General features: G+C 40.1%; 18 protein-coding genes, 1 riboswitch and 2 other annotated features. Of the genes, 16 read left to right on the top strand and 2 right to left on the bottom strand.

Features of this window, described 5'->3' with window-relative positions; genetic code table 11:
* Positions 1 to 150 precede the first annotated feature (150 nt).
* A complete protein-coding gene (locus LIZ98_RS01725) occupies positions 151 to 1,371 on the bottom strand; it encodes an EAL domain-containing protein (RefSeq protein WP_095141559.1) in 1,221 nt (406 codons plus the stop codon).
* A 205-nt stretch (positions 1,372 to 1,576) separates the two neighbouring features.
* Positions 1,577 to 2,650, bottom strand: a complete 1,074-nt coding sequence (gene hisC / locus LIZ98_RS01720; protein ID WP_227091696.1) for a histidinol-phosphate transaminase — start codon at positions 2,648 to 2,650, stop codon at positions 1,577 to 1,579.
* Positions 2,651 to 2,876: 226 nt separating this feature from the next.
* Between hisC and LIZ98_RS01715 the strand changes: the two genes are divergently transcribed.
* From LIZ98_RS01715 to trpA, 16 genes are all read left to right on the top strand, one after another.
* Positions 2,877 to 3,773 carry an ATP-grasp domain-containing protein gene (locus tag LIZ98_RS01715; RefSeq protein WP_227091695.1) on the top strand — a complete coding sequence of 299 codons (897 nt, stop codon included), beginning with the start codon at positions 2,877 to 2,879 and terminating at the stop codon, positions 3,771 to 3,773.
* Complete coding sequence (locus LIZ98_RS01710; RefSeq protein ID WP_227138849.1) at positions 3,766 to 4,626, top strand: ATP-grasp domain-containing protein; 861 nt, start codon at positions 3,766 to 3,768, stop codon at positions 4,624 to 4,626. Before LIZ98_RS01715 ends, LIZ98_RS01710 begins: the two co-directional genes overlap by 8 nt.
* An 83-nt stretch (positions 4,627 to 4,709) precedes the next feature.
* Positions 4,710 to 4,810: riboswitch (SAM riboswitch) on the top strand.
* A gap of 68 nt (positions 4,811 to 4,878) precedes the next feature.
* Complete coding sequence (locus LIZ98_RS01705; RefSeq protein WP_227138848.1) at positions 4,879 to 5,604, top strand: phosphoadenylyl-sulfate reductase; 726 nt, start codon at positions 4,879 to 4,881, stop codon at positions 5,602 to 5,604.
* Between the two features lie 269 nt (positions 5,605 to 5,873).
* Positions 5,874 to 7,712 carry an assimilatory sulfite reductase (NADPH) flavoprotein subunit gene (locus LIZ98_RS01700; protein WP_227138847.1) on the top strand — a complete coding sequence of 613 codons (1,839 nt, stop codon included), beginning with the start codon at positions 5,874 to 5,876 and terminating at the stop codon, positions 7,710 to 7,712.
* 20 nt (positions 7,713 to 7,732) lie between these two features.
* Entirely contained in the window at positions 7,733 to 9,454 is a 1,722-nt protein-coding gene (gene cysI / locus LIZ98_RS01695; protein WP_227138846.1) for an assimilatory sulfite reductase (NADPH) hemoprotein subunit, read from the top strand.
* Between the two features lie 156 nt (positions 9,455 to 9,610).
* Positions 9,611 to 10,387 (top strand): uroporphyrinogen-III C-methyltransferase, encoded by a 777-nt coding sequence (gene cobA / locus LIZ98_RS01690; protein ID WP_227138845.1) that lies wholly within the window; start codon positions 9,611 to 9,613, stop codon positions 10,385 to 10,387.
* Between the two features lie 14 nt (positions 10,388 to 10,401).
* Positions 10,402 to 11,154 carry a sirohydrochlorin chelatase gene (locus LIZ98_RS01685; RefSeq protein WP_227138844.1) on the top strand — a complete coding sequence of 251 codons (753 nt, stop codon included), beginning with the start codon at positions 10,402 to 10,404 and terminating at the stop codon, positions 11,152 to 11,154.
* A gap of 79 nt (positions 11,155 to 11,233) precedes the next feature.
* Positions 11,234 to 12,412 carry a sulfate adenylyltransferase gene (gene sat, locus LIZ98_RS01680; protein ID WP_052514533.1) on the top strand — a complete coding sequence of 393 codons (1,179 nt, stop codon included), beginning with the start codon at positions 11,234 to 11,236 and terminating at the stop codon, positions 12,410 to 12,412.
* A gap of 185 nt (positions 12,413 to 12,597) precedes the next feature.
* Complete coding sequence (gene cysC / locus LIZ98_RS01675; protein ID WP_034768585.1) at positions 12,598 to 13,209, top strand: adenylyl-sulfate kinase; 612 nt, start codon at positions 12,598 to 12,600, stop codon at positions 13,207 to 13,209.
* 128 nt (positions 13,210 to 13,337) lie between these two features.
* Positions 13,338 to 13,579: a binding site (T-box leader), on the top strand.
* 45 nt (positions 13,580 to 13,624) lie between these two features.
* Positions 13,625 to 13,937 (top strand) — a binding site (T-box leader).
* A 63-nt stretch (positions 13,938 to 14,000) separates the two neighbouring features.
* Entirely contained in the window at positions 14,001 to 15,398 is a 1,398-nt protein-coding gene (gene trpE / locus LIZ98_RS01670) for an anthranilate synthase component I (RefSeq protein ID WP_227138861.1), read from the top strand.
* Positions 15,382 to 15,969 (top strand): anthranilate synthase component II, encoded by a 588-nt coding sequence (locus LIZ98_RS01665; protein WP_041847637.1) that lies wholly within the window; start codon positions 15,382 to 15,384, stop codon positions 15,967 to 15,969. The genes trpE and LIZ98_RS01665 overlap by 17 nt, the downstream gene beginning before the upstream one ends.
* On the top strand, positions 15,966 to 16,988 hold the full coding sequence (gene trpD, locus LIZ98_RS01660; protein ID WP_034768587.1) for an anthranilate phosphoribosyltransferase: 1,023 nt from the start codon (positions 15,966 to 15,968) through the stop codon (positions 16,986 to 16,988). The genes LIZ98_RS01665 and trpD overlap by 4 nt, the downstream gene beginning before the upstream one ends.
* A 1-nt stretch (position 16,989) precedes the next feature.
* Entirely contained in the window at positions 16,990 to 17,772 is a 783-nt protein-coding gene (trpC, locus tag LIZ98_RS01655; RefSeq protein ID WP_227138843.1) for an indole-3-glycerol phosphate synthase TrpC, read from the top strand.
* An 87-nt stretch (positions 17,773 to 17,859) separates the two neighbouring features.
* Positions 17,860 to 18,501, top strand: coding sequence for a phosphoribosylanthranilate isomerase (locus tag LIZ98_RS01650; RefSeq protein ID WP_041845781.1), 642 nt, complete (start codon positions 17,860 to 17,862; stop codon positions 18,499 to 18,501).
* The gene (gene trpB / locus LIZ98_RS01645) at positions 18,476 to 19,672 is read left to right on the top strand and encodes a tryptophan synthase subunit beta (protein ID WP_227138842.1); all 1,197 of its coding nucleotides are present in this window, start codon (positions 18,476 to 18,478) and stop codon (positions 19,670 to 19,672) included. Before LIZ98_RS01650 ends, trpB begins: the two co-directional genes overlap by 26 nt.
* On the top strand, positions 19,673 to 20,464 hold the full coding sequence (gene trpA, locus LIZ98_RS01640; protein ID WP_227138841.1) for a tryptophan synthase subunit alpha: 792 nt from the start codon (positions 19,673 to 19,675) through the stop codon (positions 20,462 to 20,464).
* The last annotated feature ends 162 nt before the right edge of the window (positions 20,465 to 20,626 follow it).

Below are 20,626 nucleotides of genomic sequence, written 5' to 3'. Positions count from 1 at the left end.
CCCTGCAGGAGCGAGGAAACGAGCGACGAAGCGGCTGAGGCCGTGCCCGCGGAAAGCGTCCGCCACCAAAACGAAAGTCAACCGAACCTATTCTTTTAGCAATAAAATTATAGAAGTTGTACTTTTAGGACAGCCCCAAGTTTCATCATATTACAATAGACCTTCTTGCTCATATAAATAGGCATAAGGAATATCAAGGAAAACATATAGTGTATCGGATATTGGATAGGAAAATGTCCGGATTTGTTCGTTTTTCTCGATATCTGTATATAAATCGGATAAAATGCCTTTTTTCTCTATGTTCATCCGGGCGATATTTTCAAAAAAATACGGTCGCCAGCTCCAGTTTTTATTACGGATTTCCTCTTTTAAACTCCAATTGCCGTCATTATCTTTCTCAGCATTGGCGGAAAGTTGCAAACCCTCTTCATTACATATATACACACGAAATGCATAATCGGAGCATGCCTTTCCGATTTTCAAGATCGTTTCATCAAGCGGATCATCCGAATGAATAGACGTTAAAATTGATTTTAATTGTTGATTGATTGCATTTGTTAACGTCATTTGCGCCTTAATTTTTTTTCGCTCATAATTAACAAATAACTGGAAGTCTTTTTTCATTTTTTCTTGACAGCAATCAATGGGAACATACTCTTGTCCGCTTCTGATTAAGTAATTGCCTTGATAAAATCGACCCCCATTACGCCAAGCATGATTTAATTGATGGTAAGTAGATATATTTTTGAACATTAAAGTTGCCCCGATTTTTTGGGATAATAATGAAAGTGAATGGTGTACATCTCTGTATAGATGCGGCGAATCATTATCTTTTAAAAATCCAACATCAATTTTTACCACACTGGGTTTCAAATATGCTAAGCGATCAAAACTGCCGCTCCGTTCACCGATATCATCAAGAGCGATTCGAATGCCTATTGATTTAAAATAGTTGAACAAAATTCGGACTGAATCCATTTCTTCTGTTTTAAACTCTTCCTTTAACTGGATGATTAGTTTATTTATATCGAATCCTTTTTTTGTATATATGTCTAGAAATTTTTCTAAACATTCGCCTCGATCTTTCATAAGCAAGTTCGTATCATAATTGAAAAATATGTACATGGAAGGATCTGTTTTCATTTGATATTCGATCGCTTTTTCCAGTAAAAGGCGACTTAGTTCCAGACGAAATTCATCAGGAATGGACAAATCTTTGAAAAACCAGTCAATACTTTGTACGGTACCATCCTCTTCATGAAAAAATGCTTCAATTTCGTAACCAACCACCAATTGTGTTTCGGCACTAATGACGGGACGGTAATAGGGAACAACACGGTTTTCATGTAACATAATTTCAACCGGATCCATGGCCTCACCTCCGCAGTATTCTCATAAACACATTTTATTACAGTATGGAGGTGGATGCTACTTAAACGAAATTTTCCTGAAAATTCATAAGGTTGTCCATTTATATTAATGAATTTCAACAGTTAAATAGGAAACCTCGACATACAATGATCGTCCAATCAGCAGCACGGTTATATCAAAAAATATGATTGCAAAAATTCGTTTTCTAGTTGAAAACATGGCCTTTCACATAATCTTCAAGGGCGGCTAAAACTTCTTTGTTTTGCTCTTTTGTCCCTATGGTGATTCGAACCCCGTTTGGAAACGGACGGACAATATAACCTTTTTTCAAGAAAAAGTTGAACAGTTCCATTGGTGAAGCCATTCGAACAAAGATAAAGTTAGCTTGGGACGGGTAATATTCAACATTCAGTCTCTGTAAAGTTTGTTCAAAATCTCTCAGACATTCAGCGTTTTTCCGGACACATTTTTTGACAAAGTCTTGGTCTTCAAGTGCGGCGAGGGCTGCCTGTTGAGCAAATGTTGAAGTATTGAACGGGAGCCGGGCAATATTGATTTTTTCAATTAATTGAGCATTGCCGACTGCATAGCCAATTCGGAAGGCGGCCAGACCGTAAGCTTTCGAAAATGTCCGTAAAACGATTAAATGATTAAAATGCGCTAATAAAGGGATAGAATTTGGATAATCATCGGCTGTTACATATTCATAGTATGCTTCATCAAGGACGACCACAATTTCCGGGGGAACTTTTTCCAGAAACCCCACCAGTGTTTCTTCATTTAAATAAGTTCCGCTCGGGTTATTCGGGTTGCAAATCCATACGATTTTTGTACGATCATCAATCGCTTGAAACATTCCGTCCAAATCGAAAGAACCGTTATCTAGTGGGATTTCCCGAACTTGCGCACCTTCAATGATCGCATGATGTTTGTACTGGGGAAAGGTTTCATTGGCTGTTATTATATTGTCCCCTTCACATAAAAGAACACGGCTGATGATTTGAATAACTTCATCAAGCCCGCTTCCAAATAACAACTGATTTTCATCAACATGTAAATGATCGGAAACCTTTTTCCTAAGCTCTGTTGCATAACCGTCCGGATAGGTGGCTGTATCATGAAGTGAACTTAAAACAGTAGTTTCCACATGAGGCGAGCAACCATATGGATTTTCATTTGAAGCCAATTTAATGACTTTATCAATATTATATTCTCGTTTTATATCTTCGGGTGATTTCCCCGGCTTATAAGGTTGCAAATCCAATATTCTTTTTTTCACTGATTCTCTCCCTCACTCTTCATTCCGTTTAAAAAATAAACCTCCACTGATCCAACAGCAGAGGATTAGTTACAGGTTATTTATGATTATAGGTTTTGAATTTATATATGTCAATATTTTTAAAAAATATCCGCTCATCCGATCAAGTAAAAATTTGCGGATTACTTTGTGGTATTTTTTCTATATAATGATTTCAGATGGCTTGAACAGATAAGGTGATGTATTTATGAATAAAAAAGGTTGGTTAATATACAACGGTGGTTTAATTTCTAAAAAATTTTTGGAAATCAACCACATGTATATATCCGCAGCAGCAAAAAAAGGAATCGAATTACAACCGGTTAAAAACAACGAGATATATAGTTTTGTCCTGGATAATTCTTTGCATGTAAAAAAGGATGGTTTGTTTCAGCCTGATTTTATCCTATTTTTAGATAAAGATATCCGACTGGCCAAACAATTGGAAGGATTAGGTTATCAACTTTTTAATAATGCAAATGCCATTGAAATATGTGATGATAAAATCGCTACATTTCAAACATTGGCAAATAAACGAATACGAATGCCGAAAACGTTATTTTCACCAATGATGTTTCCCGGTACGATAGATCCAAATGACCAATTTATTGATCGAGTGGAAAAGGAATTTGATTATCCGATTGTTATAAAGGAAGCATACGGTTCGTTTGGGGATCAAGTTTATTTAGTGAAAAACCGGGAAGAATTGGTCGTCAAAAGGCACCAGCTGCTATACCGGCCTCACCTTTACCAACAATTTATTTCATCCAGTACCGGAAAAGATGCCCGGTTGTATGTGGTTGGGGATCAAGTTGTAGCTTCCATGCTCAGACTAAATGAAAAAGATTTTCGTGCGAATGTAACAAATGGCGGGATGATGCAAAAGTTCGATCCCCCGCAAGCTTTTAAGGAGTTGGCCATAAAGGCATCACAAGCGGTGGGAGCGGATTTTTCCGGTGTTGATCTTTTATTTGGTGATAATGATGAACCGATAATCTGTGAAGTGAATTCCAATGCCCATATAAAAAATGTGTTTGATTGCACCGGTATCGACGTGTCGGAATATATTTTTGATTACATATTGGAGAGAATTGGTTATGCATAGTGGTTTACTGATTTACGGACGGGAAGATTATAAGAAAAATCAATGGTTTGCGGATCAATTCGTCGCAAGGGCACAGGAACAGGGGTTAACGATTGACCTTGTTTTGACGGATGAACTTTTCCTTGGAATTGATGAACAATTTTACGCAGCAGCTAGAAGAAAGCGATTAGCGACACCGGATTTTGTTATTAATCGGAGCCGGAATAGTATCATTGCAACGCATTTTGAAAAGATGGGGTGCCGAGTGTTTAATTCGGCTTTTATAACAGAAATTTGTAATCATAAAGGGAAAACCCATCAATTTATCAACTCACATGGCATTAAATCTGTGAAAACTTGGATTGGAAACCGGCATGATTTTTGTGTTGAGCAGTTTGACGGTGATTTTCCGCTCATTTTAAAATCAGTTGCCGGACACGGAGGAAGAGAAGTATTTTTCATTGCTAACGAAAAGGAATTGACAGAAAAACTAGCCGCATTTTCCGGTGACGAGTTTATTTTGCAGGAAGTTTGTACAAATCCCGGCGTTGACATTCGTGTGTTTGTTATGGGAAACGAAATTTTGGCAGCTGTCAAAAGATATTCCGAAAAAAGCTTTAAAGCAAATTTTTCTTTAGGTGGGAAGGTTGAACCGTATTCACTGAGTGACGATGAAAAGAGATTGGTTAAGAAAATCGCACAACTTGCACAGTTTGATTTTGTCGGGATTGATTTTATTTTAGATGAAGAGGGACGTTTTTTATTTAATGAAATAGAAGATGTGGTCGGTTCAAGAGTTTTGTATAAATGTTATGATATGGACGTTGTCGGCAAGTACTTAGCCTATATAGAAAAGAGTCAAAAAGGGAAATAGGTCATATTTTCAAAAAACTTATTGACTTTTAAAATAACACAGTTTAAACTTAATTCATACTAAAATTATAGGAAAAGATGATATTCTTATCAAGAGAGGTGGAGGGACCGGCCCGAAGAAACCTCGGCAACAGGTTTAAAAACACTGTGCCAACTCCTGCAGACAAATGTCTGGAAGATAAGAAGGAATATGATTAAATCTATCCCTTCTTATTTATCAAAATGAAGAAGGGATTTTTTTAGGGGTGAAATGATGATTGAACAGCGGATTTTATATGATAACTTTACAGATGATCCTTTCAAGAATCAACGGTTTACAGATGAAACAAAAGGGGCGTTGCCTGTTTTACAATGGGCATATGAGACATATGGAAATTCCGTTGTTTACGCCTGTAGCTTTGGGGCAGAGGGAATTGTCTTAGTGGATCTGATTGCAAAAGTTCAACCGGAAGCAACGATTGTTTTTCTCGATACCGGCGTTCATTTTAAGGAAACATATGAATTGATTGAAAAAGTAAAAATCAAATACCCGAGTTTAAATATTCAACTAAAAAAACCGAAGCTGACTTTGGAGGAACAAGCAAAAAAGTACGGACAGGAGTTGTGGAAAACAGAGCCTGATTTATGTTGTTTTTTGCGAAAAATAAGGCCGTTGGAAGAAGTTTTGTATGGAGTCCCGGCTTGGATTTCCGGACTTCGCAGGGAACAGTCTCCAAGCAGAAAGAATACAGATTTTGTCAATAAGGACGAAAGATTTAAATCTATTAAAATTTGTCCATTAATATACTGGACTTGGGAAGATGTTTGGTCATATATCCGTCAAAATGAGTTGCCATATAATATTTTACATGATCAAGGATACCCGAGCATTGGTTGTGAGCCGTGCACATTGCCGGTTACAGATCCAAATAATCAACGTGCCGGAAGATGGGCCGGTTTTAATAAAATAGAATGCGGTCTACATACCCCGGCGAATTGAGGACCGGTTCATTGAAACAAAATGGGAATCAAATTGGGACTAAATTAATTTGTTGGAAAATTGGGAAACCAGAATTAAAGATCCGGTTCTTTGAAACAAAATGGGGAACCGAATGGAGGACCGATTGGATTTGTTGCAAAATTGAAAAATCCAAATAAAGACCCGGTTCATTTGTCGCAAAGTTGGATAATCATAATTTAAAAACATACTATTTTAATATGAATACTGTTTTATAGATTGTAACATAAGAAATGATGAGGTGAAACGTTTTGCAATTTAACGTGAATAACAGCCCATTTAATGAAGAACAACGAGAATATTTGAACAGGTTAATCCCGACATTAACCGAAGCACAAAAAATATGGTTGTGCGGGTTCCTGTCCTTCCCGTTCATTGCCGGGCATGAACAAAGCGTGCAAGTTGATCAAACAGCTGCCCCGAAAATGGAACAATCCATTCAAACTCGTGAAGTAACCGTACTGTTTGGTTCTGAAACGGGCAATGGGCAATCGTTGGCAAGTACGATTGTTGAAAAATTACAAGCAAAACAATTACCGGTGCAATCATTTTCGATGGACGACTTTAAACCGCAAAATTTGAAGAAAGTTCAAGATTTATTAATCATCACGAGTACCCATGGGGAAGGGGAGCCCCCGGAAAATGCCCGGTCTTTTTATGAATTTTTACATAGTAAGCGGGCACCAAAATTAGAAAATGTCCGATTTTCTGTGCTTGCATTAGGTGACGAGTCATACGAATTTTTCTGTCAAACCGGGAAGGACTTTGACAAACGTTTGGAAGAATTAGGAGGAGAACGGCTCTATCCAAGGGTTGATTGTGATGTTGATTTTGAGGATCCGGCAGAACAATGGATGAGCGGAGTAGTTGCCGTCTTACATGAAACAAGCAATGCAAATGCATCGGCCATATCTGTTTCGGAAAAGCAAGCGGCGGCTACTCTGTTGGAGGAAAAACAGTCGGTTTATTCGAAAAAGAATCCTTATCCGGCTGAAGTACTTGAAAATATTAGTTTAAATGGTCGTGGTTCGAATAAAGAAACCCGCCACCTTGTGTTATCGTTGGAAGATTCCGGTCTGACTTTTGAGCCGGGAGACAGTTTAGCCATCTTACCGGAAAATGATCCGGAACTTGTTGACAGTTTAATCAATGAACTCGGATGGAACCCGGAAGAATCGGTGCAAATTAACGAGGAAGGTGATATTTATTCATTGCGAAAAGCCTTGCTCTCCAAATTTGAGATTACTAGACTAACGAAATCATTTATTCAGGCGGCAGCTGAACTGTTTCATAATGAAGAGTTAAAGAAACTTGCAGCACCGGGCAATGAAGAAAAAGTAAAAGCTTATTTAGATGGTCGGGATTTACTTGATTTTGTCCGGGATTTTCGACCGGTACAACTTAAACCCGTTGATTTTATTCATATTCTAAGAAAATTGCCGGCGCGCCAGTATTCCATTGCCAGCAGCTTAAAAGCAACTCCGGATGAAGTACATCTCACCATCAGTACCGTCCGTTTCCAAGCCCATGGTCGCAATCGAAAAGGTGTATGTTCCTCTCAAATTGCCGAGCGGATTCAACCTGGCGATATGTTGCCAATCTATGTGGATCAAAATCCAAACTTTAAACTGCCAAGTAACCCGGATACACCAATTATTATGATCGGGCCGGGAACAGGTGTGGCACCATTTCGGGCATTTTTGCAAGAGCGTGAAGCAGAAGGAATTACAGGGAAAAGTTGGTTATTTTTTGGTGATCAACATTTCTCCTCAGACTTCTTATATCAAGTTGAATGGCAAAAATGGTTAAAAAATGGGGTGTTAACGAAAATGGATGTTGCTTTTTCGCGGGATCAGGCGGAAAAAGTTTATGTCCAACACCGAATGCTTGAAAAAAGGAAAGAATTTTATCAATGGCTGGAAGAGGGGGCTGTTGTTTATGTGTGTGGAGATGAAAAGCATATGGCTCGCGATGTTCATCAAACGATCCTGACGATTTTAGAAAAAGAGGGTGGTTTGACTAGTGAACAAGCCGCTGTTTATCTCGATCAAATGCGAAAACAAAAGCGTTACCAGCGAGATGTTTACTAAAACAGGGGAGGCGACATAGCATGGAACAAAATAAAACAAAACTTAGTGATAATGAGCGGATTAAACGGGAGAGTAATTATTTGCGAGGGACAATTGCGGAAGGATTAAAGGACCCGATCACCGGAGCCATTTCGCCCGATGATAATCAATTATTAAAATTTCATGGAAGCTATCAACAAGACGACCGCGATGTGAGAGATGAACGCCGCCGAAAAAAATTGGAACCGGACTATCAGTTCATGATTCGTGTGCGGATGCCCGGGGGACTGGCAACCCCAAAGCAATGGTTGGAAATGGATCGACTTGCAACTACTTATGCGAATGGAACTTTGAAACTGACGACAAGACAAACGTTCCAATTGCATGGTGTCTTGAAATGGAACTTAAAACAAACAATGAAAGAAATCAATGAGGCACTTTTTACAACACTTGCCGCATGTGGTGATGTAAATCGGAATGTTATGTGTACTCCGAATCCAAATTTATCGGATGTTCATTACGAGGTTTATGAAGCGGCAAAAAAAATAAGTGACCATCTACTGCCGCAAACACCTGCCTATCATGAAATTTGGTTGGACGGAGAAAAAGTAATCGACACAAGCGTTGGTCAAGAAATTGAACCGATTTATGGACCTACGTATTTACCGCGAAAATTTAAAATTGGGATTGCGGTTCCGCCTTCCAATGATGTAGACATTTACTCCCAAGATTTAGGCTTTATTGCGATTGAAGAAGATGGTGAACTAAAAGGATTCAATGTTGCGGTTGGTGGCGGGATGGGGATGACCCACGGCGATTATCGTACGTATCCGCAAATTGCCCGTGTGATCGGTTTCTGCCCAACGGATAAAGTGGTCGATGTAGCCGAAAAAGTTGTTTTGGTTCAACGTGATTATGGAAATCGTTCCAACCGGAAAAATGCCCGTCTCAAATATACGATTGATTCCAGAGGCATTGAATGGTTTAAAACCGAGTTACAAAATCGGTTAGGTTGGGAATTAGAAGAGGCAAGACCATTCCATTTTACCCATACTGGAGATCAATTTGGCTGGGTAAAAGGAAATAAGAAATGGCATTTAACGTTATTTATTCCAAGTGGCCGGGTAAAAGACGATGAAGAGACCCAATTTCTCACCGGATTAAGAGAAATTGCCAAAATCCATACCGGTGAATTTCGATTAACCCCGAATCAAAATGTCATTATTGCTAATATAACAGCAAAAAAGAAAAAAGAAATTGAGAAACTGGTAGAACAATATCATTTAGCTGGCGGAACATATGCATCTCCTTTATGGCAAAATTCCATGAGTTGCGTCGGTTTCCCAACTTGCGGATTGGCGATGGCCGAGTCTGAACGGTATTTTCCGACTCTGCTCAAAAAGATTGAAGCCATTACAAAAGAAGTCGGGCTCAAACAGAATGAAATAGTCATTCGAATGTCAGGCTGTCCAAACGGCTGCTCAAGACCGGCTTTGGCAGAAATCGGATTTATCGGGAAAGCACCCGGAAAATACAACTTGTATCTGGGTGGCGGTTTTGCCGGCAATCGTTTAAATAAATTATACAAAGAAAATATTGGGGAAAAGGAAATTTTAGAAGCTTTATATCCAATTTTCCTGCACTATGCAAAAGAACGAAAAGAAGGAGAGCGGTTTGGTGATTTTGTCATTCGAACCGGTTATGTGGAAGAAGTTCATTCCGGATTAGATTTTCATGGTTCGAAAACGGTCAAAAACATATAAAACACATGCACTAAACGAAAAAATATATTGTTAATTTCTTCATTGATAAGTGGATATTTCATCACTTGAAAATCAGCGAATACGACAATTTTTATCAGCCTTAAAAGGTCTATAAAAAGTTAGCGGATGCCAACAAAGAAAGAATGAGGTGGAACGATGGGGAAAGTTTATTTAGTCGGAGCGGGACCGGGTGATCCTGAATTAATTACTGTTAAGGGTTTAAAAATTATCCAACATTCAGATGTAATCCTTTATGATCGTTTAGCTAACCAAGAATTACTTGCATATGCTAAAAAAGATGCCAAATTAATTTATTGCGGGAAAAGCCCGAACCAGCATACGTTATCACAGGAAAAAATAAATAGCTTATTATGTAAGTTTGCTGCTCAAGGAAAAGTTGTTGCGAGATTAAAAGGTGGAGATCCTTTTATTTTTGGACGCGGAGCCGAAGAAGCAGAAGCGTTAAGGAAATGCGGGATCCCATTTGAAATTGTTCCGGGGATTACTGCCGGTTCTGCTGTCCCCGCCTATGCAGGAATTCCCTTAACCCATCGAGATTACAGTTCCTCGGTTACTTTTATTTCCGGTGTCAGAAAAGAAGGGGCCGATACGGAACAATATTGGCGATATTTGGCACAGGGAACGGACACAATTTGTGTCTATATGGGTGTGAAACAATTACCGAGTATTTGTGAACGACTAATTCGCTATGGAAAAAATCCATCCACACCAATCGCCATCATCCATTGCGGAACAACGACAAAACAAGAAACCGTAACAGGAACGCTGGAAAATATAATCGAGAAGGCAAAACATATTCAAAATCCGGCAATGATTGTCATTGGTGAAGTGGTCCGGTTAAGGGAAACCATTCAGTGGTTTGAATGGAATGCGGTTCAACAAGCATTTCCAATTCAGGCGGCACTCGGTTAGTGAGGAGAAAGTGTATGCTGGGAATTTTATATGTTTGTCACGGGAGTCGTGATTTAGCTGCAATAGCGGAAGTTCAGGATTTTATTGCTTCGGTGATGAATGAGGTCGATGTTTCGTTTCAGGAATGTTGTTTTTTAGAATTGGCTCAGCCTGATATTGACCAAGGGATTGCCAAACTCATTGAAAAAGGTGTAACGAAAATCGCTGTCATTCCTGTGTTGCTATTAAGTGCCGGCCATTACTATATTGATATACCTAAAAAGCTCGAAGCAAACAAAGAACAATATCCGAATATATCTTTTGCATACGGGAAACCCCTTGGTGTCCAAGATCGGTTAATTGATATTTTAGTAGACCGGATTAACGAAACAGGTGTACCAATCAATCATCAGGCAAAAATCCTGTTGGTTGGAAGAGGCAGTACTTATCCGGAAACGAAAGTAGATATTGAAAGGCTAGCAAAAATATTGAGCGAAAAAATCCATTTTAACAATGTAAACTATTGTTTTTTGGCAGCTTGTAAACCGTCTTTTGCAGAGGAATTTGCATTGTCATTAAAAGGTAACTATTCACAAGTATGGGTTGTTCCTTATTTATGGTTTACCGGATTTTTAATGAACGACTTGCAAAAGACCATCGTTACGCATAAAGATGTAAAAAAGCAAATTATATTAACAAAGCAACTTGGAAGCCATCCAAACATAAAGGAAGCATTAAAGGATCGTGTTTACGAAACCGTTCAATCATTATCCTTTATTCGGGGATGACGTTGTGCCAAGAAGTGCCTTACATGGAGCAAAAATCCAGTTATAAAAGGTTTTTGTTGATTTTACGGGAGGGGTATTAATGGCTGTTACAATGAAGGAAGAACAAAAAGGAATTCCGGCCCATGGTGGAAAACTGGTTCAGCGAGTTTTGTCGGGTCAGGAAAGAGAGTTTTATTTAAATATAGTAAAATCGTTAAAATCATTAAAATTGGATCGTTGGAGTTTATCAGATTTAGAATTGATCGCGATTGGCGGTTTTAGCCCGCTTACCGGTTTCATGGGGGAAAAGGATTATTTACGGGTGATAGAGGAAATGCGCCTTAGTGATGGTACGCTTTGGAGTATTCCCATTACTCTCCCCGTGTCCAACGATGATGCGGATCTATATGATATTGGTAAAGAGATAGCCCTTAAAGGGGAAGATGGTATTGTCTATGGAATTCTACGGTTGGAGGAAAAATATTATCCTGATAAAGAAAAAGAAGCACAACTTGTTTACGGGACGACCGACCTAAACCACCCGGGTGTGAAAAAATTATTTGAAAGAGGTGATGTTTATTTTGCCGGCCCGGTCTATTTATTAAACCGGATCGACCACGGCCAATTTGAAGATTTCTATTTCGAACCGGCTGAAACAAGAAAATTATTTGCCGACTTGGGCTGGAAAACAATCGTCGGTTTTCAAACGAGAAATCCCGTTCACCGGGCCCATGAATATATTCAAAAATGTGCCTTGGAATCTGTCGATGGTTTGTTACTCAACCCGCTCATCGGTGAAACAAAATCCGATGATGTTCCGGCTGATATAAGAATGGAAAGTTATCAAGTTATTTTGAAAAACTATTTTCCTAAAGATCGAGCCAGGCTCGTGATTTATCCTGCCGCTATGCGTTACGCCGGACCGAAAGAAGCCATTTTGCATGCAATTGTCCGGAAAAATTACGGGTGCACGCATTTTATTGTCGGACGTGATCATGCCGGTGTCGGTGACTATTATGGAACATATGAGGCGCAAGAATTAATTTCCAAATATGAGGATGAATTAGAAATCCAAATTTTAAAATTCGAGCATGCTTTTTATTGCACAAAATGCGGGAATATGGCGACAGCAAAAACTTGCCCTCATGACAGGTCCGCACATGTTCATTTGAGTGGCACAAAGGTGCGGGAAAAACTTCGCAATGGGGAAGACTTGCCTAAGGAATTTTCGCGTCCGGAAGTTGCTGAAGTATTAAGAAAAGGATATGCAACAAACTGATTGAAGGAAAAAAAGCGCATGGCAAACCTATTTGCGATGTTTAAACCGGCCGGCTAAAACTAAAGTCGTCCTGTTACTACTCATGTCTACCTTCATCCTGTGGACCAAGTGCCCCGCAGGAGAACAGATTTGCTTCTTTTACTCAAATAAGTCAACGGTAACAATTAGAATTTGGGGGAAATGGAATGGGAAATGCAACGAATATTGTTTGGCATGATTCAAAAGTGACGAAGGAAGACCGCCAAATATTAAAAAAACATAAAAGTGCCGCTGTTTGGTTTACCGGTTTATCCGGTTCAGGAAAGTCCACACTTACCGTTGCCGTGGAAAAGGAACTTCACCAACTGGGCGTCCACACTTATCGCTTAGATGGAGATAATATTCGGTTTGGCTTAAACAAAGATTTAGGTTTTAGTCCCGAGGATCGGGCAGAGAATATTCGCCGGATTGGAGAAGTAGCAAAATTAATGGTTGATGCCGGATTAATTACATTGACAGCCTTTATATCTCCTTACCAAAAAGATCGGGACAAAGCAAGAGAGATTATTGGTGAAGCGGAATTTATCGAAGTTTATGTAAAATGCAGCTTGGAAACTTGTGAAAATCGCGATCCAAAAGGGCTGTATAAAAAAGCCCGTGCCGGTGAAATTAAGGAATTTACGGGCATTGATGCACCGTATGAAGAACCGGTAAACCCGGAATTAATCATCGATACAGAAAAACTGTCATTGGCCGAGTCTGTTCAAACCGTGATTCACTATTTACTTGAAAAAGGTTTTATTCCAAAAACAAATTAATGAAATCCATTTTACAATGAACAAAACAGGATGCGCTTGGCGTTTTTTCAACAAACAAATGAATAAGAAAATTTGTTGTTGACATATGATTTGAATTGTTTTATTATTAATTTCAATAAATCGAAAATTTTTAGGCGATGAAGAAGAAGAGTATTCTATTTTGACACAAAAAGAGAGCCGGTGGATGGTGCGAACCGGTGTGATCGGATAGAAGAATGGGCTTCTGAGCATCCAAACCGAACCAAAATTTCGCAGTAGGCTTTGGCGACATTGTCTCGTCGTTATCTGAGACAGTTTAAGTATATTACTTAAACGCTAAAGTGAGCTGTTACAGCTAATAAAGGTGGTACCGCGGTCCCTCGTCCTTTACGGATTGAGGGACTTTTTGCATTTTGTAAAGAAAAAACAGAACATGAATAAATCGATGAGTAAGAAGAGTAGGCGGTTTTGAAGCGTTGAAGAGAGCCGGTGTTGGTGGGATTCCGGTACGTGGATAGTTGCTGAATGGCCTTACGAGAGGTGGGCTGAACAACAAAGACGGGATGTGGATTCGCAAGTTAGATCGAATTTTCCCTGATGTTAAGTAGGTAAACCCGTTTTTCCGGCGTTACACGGATAGGATATCAGATGAATATATTGCATGTATTTTCATCCCGTATCCGAAAAAGATGAAAAGTATTCAATGCTTTTCAACAGAGGTGGCACCGCGGTAATTAATCGCCCTCTGCAGACACAAGTCGTTTGTGTTTGCAGGGGGCTTTTTATTTTTGAAAAAGAAGGGAGAAAAAATGATGGGAGAAACACCGCTTTATAAATTTAAACGAATAAAAAATTCAACATTTACGCCAACGGATATCTATCTCCGTTTGACCGGGAAGAAAAAGTTTCTCTTGGAAAGCACCTTTCAGCACGAAGAAAAAGGCAAATATTCGTTTCTTGGGGAAGATCCATATTTGGAATTTATCGGTACAGGAAATGAAACAACTATGATGAATCATGAGACCGGTCGTTCAGAAAAATTAACAGAAAATACCCTAACGGTCATCAAAAAACAATTACCGAAAATCGATGTAAATCTCCCGCTTCCTTATTACGGAGGGGCAATTGGTTTCATTAGTTATGATACCATTCGGCAGTATGAGAATATTGGAGAAGATCTACCGGATGATATTGAAATGCCGGATATTCATCTGATGGTTTTTAAAAATACGATTGTCGTTGATCATAGAAATCAAGTGATTTATTTAATCGTGATGAACCCGGATAATGAACCGGAAGAGCGATTAAATGAACGATTACAGCAACTCCAAGCCGTTTTAGTGAATCCGTTCCAGGAGAAGGTTCCGGTAATGGAGCCAATCCAATTTTCCCCTGATACAACAGCGGAACAGTTTAAGAGAAATGTAGAAATAGCCAAGGAGTATATACGTAAAGGTGATATTTTTCAGATCGTTTTGTCACATAGGTTTACCGCCGAGTTGAGACAAAACCCGTTTCACTTGTATCAAAGATTGAGAGAAGCCAATCCGTCCCCGTATATGTTTTTTATCGATTTTGAAGATTATATTGTTCTTGGTGCGTCTCCGGAAAGCTTAGTACAGACAAAAGGGAGGACCATTATTACCAATCCGATTGCCGGAACACGTCCACGCGGAAATACCGAAGAAGATGATGGCCGGCTTGTCCAAGAACTGTTGACAGATGAAAAAGAACTGGCCGAACATCGAATGCTGGTCGATTTAAGCAGGAATGATCTGGGGCGTGTTTCCGAAATAGGTACGATTGAATTGCCAACCTATATGAAAATTGAAAAATATCAACATGTGATGCATATTGTTTCAGAAGTAAAAGGTAAGCTAAGAGAAGAATTTACCAGTATTGACGCTTTAATTTCGTGTCTGCCGGCAGGAACGGTTTCCGGGGCACCGAAAATCAGAGCCATGCAAATTATTAATGAGCTCGAGAACAAAAAACGAGGCGTATATGCCGGCGGGATTGGGTTTATCAATTTTAATTTCGATATGAATATTGCCCTGGCCATTCGTTCGCTCGTTGTCAAGGATGGGAAGGCGCATTTACAAGCCGGAGCGGGTATTGTTTATGACTCGGACCCGGAAACGGAATATAGGGAAACGATGAATAAAGCCAAATCATTAATGGAGGTGGCTGGAAATGTACTTATTGATTGATAACTATGATTCTTTCACATATAACTTATATCAATATTTTTCCGAGCAAAAAGTGAATATAAAAGTAGTTCGTAATGATCAAATTTCAATGGAGGAAATAGCTGCATTGAAACCGGAAGCGATTATTATTTCTCCCGGACCCGGTACGCCTGAAGAAGCGGGAATTTGTATCGAAACAGTGCAACGTTTTTACCAATCTGTCCCGATTTTAGGTGTTTGTTTAGGACACCAAACAATTGCCGTGGCATTAGGGGGCAAATTAAGGCAGGCCAAGGAAATTAAGCATGGAAAAACTTCTTTTATATCTCATAATGGTCAAGGGGTATTTACGGATTTGCCGGAGCCGGTGGAAGTCATGCGCTACCATTCTCTTGTCATTGATGAACAAGTTATCCCGGACTCACTGGAGATTGTTGCCAAATCCATTGATGATCATGAAATCATGGCTGTTCAACATCGACATTTTCCAACTTACGGAATCCAGTTTCATCCGGAATCGATTGGTACAGAAGTGGGCAAACAAATGATTCGTAACTTTTTACAAAAAACAAGAGAGGAGATTATAAGATGAAAGCTTATTTGGAGAAGTTGATCAGCGGTGAAGATTTAACTTTTGAAGAAATGAAAGAAGTAACGGAATACTGTCTGGAAAAAGCGACCGATTCGGAAATAGCTGCCTTACTGACCGCCATGCAGGCAAAAGGAGAGACGGCTGAGGAAATTGCCGGAATCGTTGATGTCATTTTAGCAAAGTCTACTTTTAAAATACCTGTCATTACCGACGCAATCGATAATTGTGGTACAGGTGGCGATAAATCTTTCAGTTTCAATATTAGTACCACGTCGGCATTTGTCATTGCCGGAGCCGGGATCAAGGTTGCCAAACACGGAAACCGCAGCATCACAAGTAAATCAGGCAGTGCCGATGTGCTGGAAGCCTTAGGAGTTTCCTTAACCCTTTCAAAAGAACATGTTGAAGAATTATTGCAGGAAAATAACATTGCTTTCTTATTTGCACCCAATGTTCATTCGTCATTAAAACCATTTACAAAAGTAAGAAGGGAACTTGGTATCCGCACGGTTTTCAATATTATCGGACCTTTAACAAACCCGGTTCATTTGAACGCTCAATTACTTGGTGTTTATGACAAAACATTTTTGAAAATGTTGGCAACAGCATTGAATCGATTAGGCAGAAAGAGAGCGGTCGTGATTAATGGGGCCGGCAATCTCGATGAAGCAACCCTTGCCGGTGATAATCATCTTGTTTTTTTAAACAATGGAGAAATCACTTCCTTTACGTTGTCACCGGACGATGTCAATTTGCCAACCTATGCAAAGGAAGAGATTCGTGGGGGAACTGCACAGGAGAATGCAGACATTTTATTGAGCGTACTAAAGGGGAAAAAGAGTGCTTATTATGATACGGTTTTGCTGAATGCCGGACTGGGAATTTTTGCGAGCGGAAAAGTTAACTCAATTCAGGATGGAATTGAGAAGGCAAGGGAAAGCATCGAGTCGGGTGCCGCATTGAAACGATTGGAATACTTAATTGATTACAGTAAAAAAGTTCCGAGCGGGGTGTCTTAAGTTGACCATATTAGATGAAATTATTGCAAAGAAAAAAGACGAGATAAAGACATTAACCGGTCAAACCTTTCAACCGGTTGCCTATGAACCAGTCCCGACTTTTCAAAGTTTAGTAGCTGCTTCTTCACAAATGAATATTATTGCTGAAATTAAACGGTCATCACCATCAAGAGGAGCGATAAACACAACTGTTGATCCTGCCGATCAAGCGAAAAGGTATGAAGCACTTGGAGCAAAAGCAATCTCTGTTTTAACGGACCAAGCTTTTTTTAACGGTTCAATAGAAGATTTGATTCAGGTGCGGAAAACCGTCCGGCTACCGATTTTATGTAAAGATTTTATGATTGATCCGGTGCAAATAGATCGGGCAAAAGCAGCAGGGGCAAACATTATTTTATTAATCGTCGCTGCCCTATCGGATGCCCAACTGGCTGAATTGTACCAATATGCAGTTGGAAACGACTTGGAAGTGCTTGTGGAAGTGCATGATGAGGAAGAAATGGAACGGGCATTGCGACTGGAACCGGAAATAATCGGCATCAATAACCGCAATTTAAAAACGTTTGAGGTAAACTTGGCAACAACGGAAAGGCTTGCTTCGATGGTTCGCGGCATGAAGACGATTTTAATCAGTGAAAGTGGTATGAAGCAACAAGAAGATGTTATACGTGTTCGGAATGCCGGGGCGAATGCCGTTTTAGTCGGTGAAACGTTTATGCGGGCGGAGAATTTGGAAGAAACTTTTAAATCGTTCCAGGTTTCATTATTTCAAAATATAAACTGAAAAGCATTAACCGACAGGAAGACCCCCATTGATGGAAGTGTCACTTTATGAAAACAAAGATTTTACAGGAAAGGAAGTGAGCCATACATGCTTGTGAAAATATGCGGTATTCAAACTTTGGAAGCAGCCCGGACAGCTGTTCAAGGGGGCGCTGATTTTATCGGATTCGTTTTTGCTGACAGCCGGAGAAAAATCACCCCTGAAACGGCCCGGGAAATTGCGAACGCATTGCCGAAACAAGTAAAGAAGGTAGGTGTATTTGTTAATGAAACGGTTGAAAAAATGACAGAGATTGCGAATATGGTGGGCTTGGATTTTTTGCAACTTCATGGCAATGAGCCGGCAAGTGTAGCCGAAAAACTACCATTACCGGTGATCAAAGCATATTCAGCCGATTTAATCAATCATTCTGAAATAAGGTCCTACCCTTGTGACTATTACTTGATTGATAGTCCAAAAGGAAAATATCACGGTGGTACCGGGAAAACATTTGATTGGAAGATTGCAAAGGATTTCGAGTTGGACCGTCGCAAACTTATTTTGGCGGGAGGTTTGACACCGGATAATGTCCGGGAGGCAATTACGGTTGTTGGTCCGGTTGGGGTTGACGTTTCCAGTGGTGTAGAGACAGATGGGAAAAAAGATACGGAAAAAATTCGTGAATTTATTAAACAAGCAAAATCGACGGGAAAGGATGAGTCCATTGACAACTTATACAATGCCAGATAAAACAGGGCGATACGGAAATTTTGGCGGGAGATTTGTACCGGAATTATTAATGCCGGCATTATTGGAACTGGAGGAAGTCTATGAAACAGCAAAAAATGATCCTGCATTTTTACAACAAGTGGAATATTATTTAAAACAATATGTCGGGAGGGAAACACCGCTTTATTTTGCCGAGCAATTGACGAAAAAGCTCGGCGGACCGAAAATTTATTTAAAACGGGAAGATTTAAATCATACCGGTGCCCATAAAATTAATAATACAATTGGTCAGGCGCTGTTGACACTGAGGATGGGCAAGAAAAAAGTGGTTGCTGAAACAGGTGCGGGACAACACGGGGTAGCTACTGCAACGGTCTGTGCCCTATTTGGCTTAGAATGTATCGTGTTTATGGGTGTTGAGGATATTGAACGGCAAAAATTAAATGTCTTTCGCATGGAAATGTTAGGGGCTGAAGTAAGAGGCGTATCCAGTGGCAGCGGGACATTGAAGGATGCCACCAATGAAGCGTTACGCTACTGGGCGGCTCATGTGACCGATACCCACTATATACTAGGTTCTGCAGTTGGTCCGCACCCGTTTCCGCTGATCGTTCGTGATTTTCAGTCAGTGATCGGTAAAGAAACAAAACGGCAAATCGTTGAACAGACAGGAAAGTTACCGGATGCTGTCGTCGCTTGTGTCGGTGGGGGAAGCAATTCAATCGGTATGTTTTATCCGTTTATTGAAGACGAGTCCGTTAAACTATATGGGGTTGAAGCGGCAGGAAAAGGTGTGGATACCGATTTGCATGCGGCTACACTAACAAAAGGGGATGTCGGAATTTTGCACGGAACCTTGTCAAAACTTTTACAAGATGAACATGGGCAAGTAACAGAAGCCTTCTCAATATCGGCAGGCCTGGATTATCCGGGAGTCGGTCCGGAACATAGTCATTTACATGAAACGAAGCGAGTCACATATGAAGCTGTAACTGATGAAGAAGCACTGGACGCCTTTCAATTTTTAACAAAAACGGAAGGGATTATTCCGGCGTTGGAAAGTGCCCATGCAGTTGCTTATGCGATGAAACTGGCAAAAGTGATGTCGCCGGATGAGACCATGGTTATTTGTTTATCCGGTCGGGGCGATAAAGATGTGGAACAAGTAAAAAGCCGATTGGAGGAAAGATAAATGGGTAAGGAACGGATTGAGCAAAAATTTGCCGAAAAACTTGCGAGTGGTGAAAAATTATTTATTCCTTACATTATGGCGGGAGACGGTGGCCTTAATGTGTTGGAGGAACGGATCCGCTTTTTAGCTGAATGCGGGGTTGCGGCGATTGAACTTGGAATCCCATTTTCTGACCCGACCGCCGATGGACCAACGATTCAAAAGGCCGGGGTTAGAGCATTAAAAAATGGTACGACTTTAGCGAGTGTTTTGGAAATACTTGAAAGTTTTAAAACAAGAAGAGAAGTTCCCGTCATCCTTATGACGTATATAAATCCGATATTTCATTACGGTTTGGAAAGATTTGCCAAAGCTTGTGTGCGGGCCGGTGTTGATGGTGTGATTATTCCGGATGTTCCATTAGAAGAGGAAGATCTGATTGCTGGGTTTTTGCATCAACACGGGATTGCGTTTATCCGACTTGTTGCATTAACGAGTCCAAAAGAGAGAGTTGTTGAAATTGCTCGCCGTTCAGAAGGGTTCCTGTATGCAGTTTCGGTTATGGGGACAACCGGTGTGAGACAACATCATGATGAACATGTAAAAGAGTATTTGCAAACATTAAAAGAAGTAAGTCCTGTCCCGGTTTTGGCAGGATTCGGGGTTTCCAAAGGGGAACAAGCCCGTGACCTAGGCGAATATTGTGACGGGGTTATCGTTGGCAGTAAAATTGTTGATTTATTCAATGAAGGAAAAATAAAGGAGATTCAAGAATTGATTAAAGACAGTTTGATGACCCGGTCGAAAGCTTAGCAATAAGAAACAAGGCACGGTTGCCATAAATCCAACCATCGCTGCAGTTGCTGCGTCGAAAGCTTAGTAATAAGTAACATGGCACTACATCCATATCTTTCGCAGGTCGTTAAGTTAAGGGCACCAACCTCATACAAAAAATAACCCTTCTAAAAGTTGTTT

Source organism: Caldibacillus sp. 210928-DFI.2.18 (assembly GCF_020554505.1).
In the GTDB taxonomy this organism is placed as follows: domain Bacteria; phylum Bacillota; class Bacilli; order Bacillales; family Caldibacillaceae; genus Caldifermentibacillus; species Caldifermentibacillus hisashii.
Note: the sequence above shows the minus strand (reverse complement) of the source record. Positions and strands in the feature narration are given on the sequence as shown.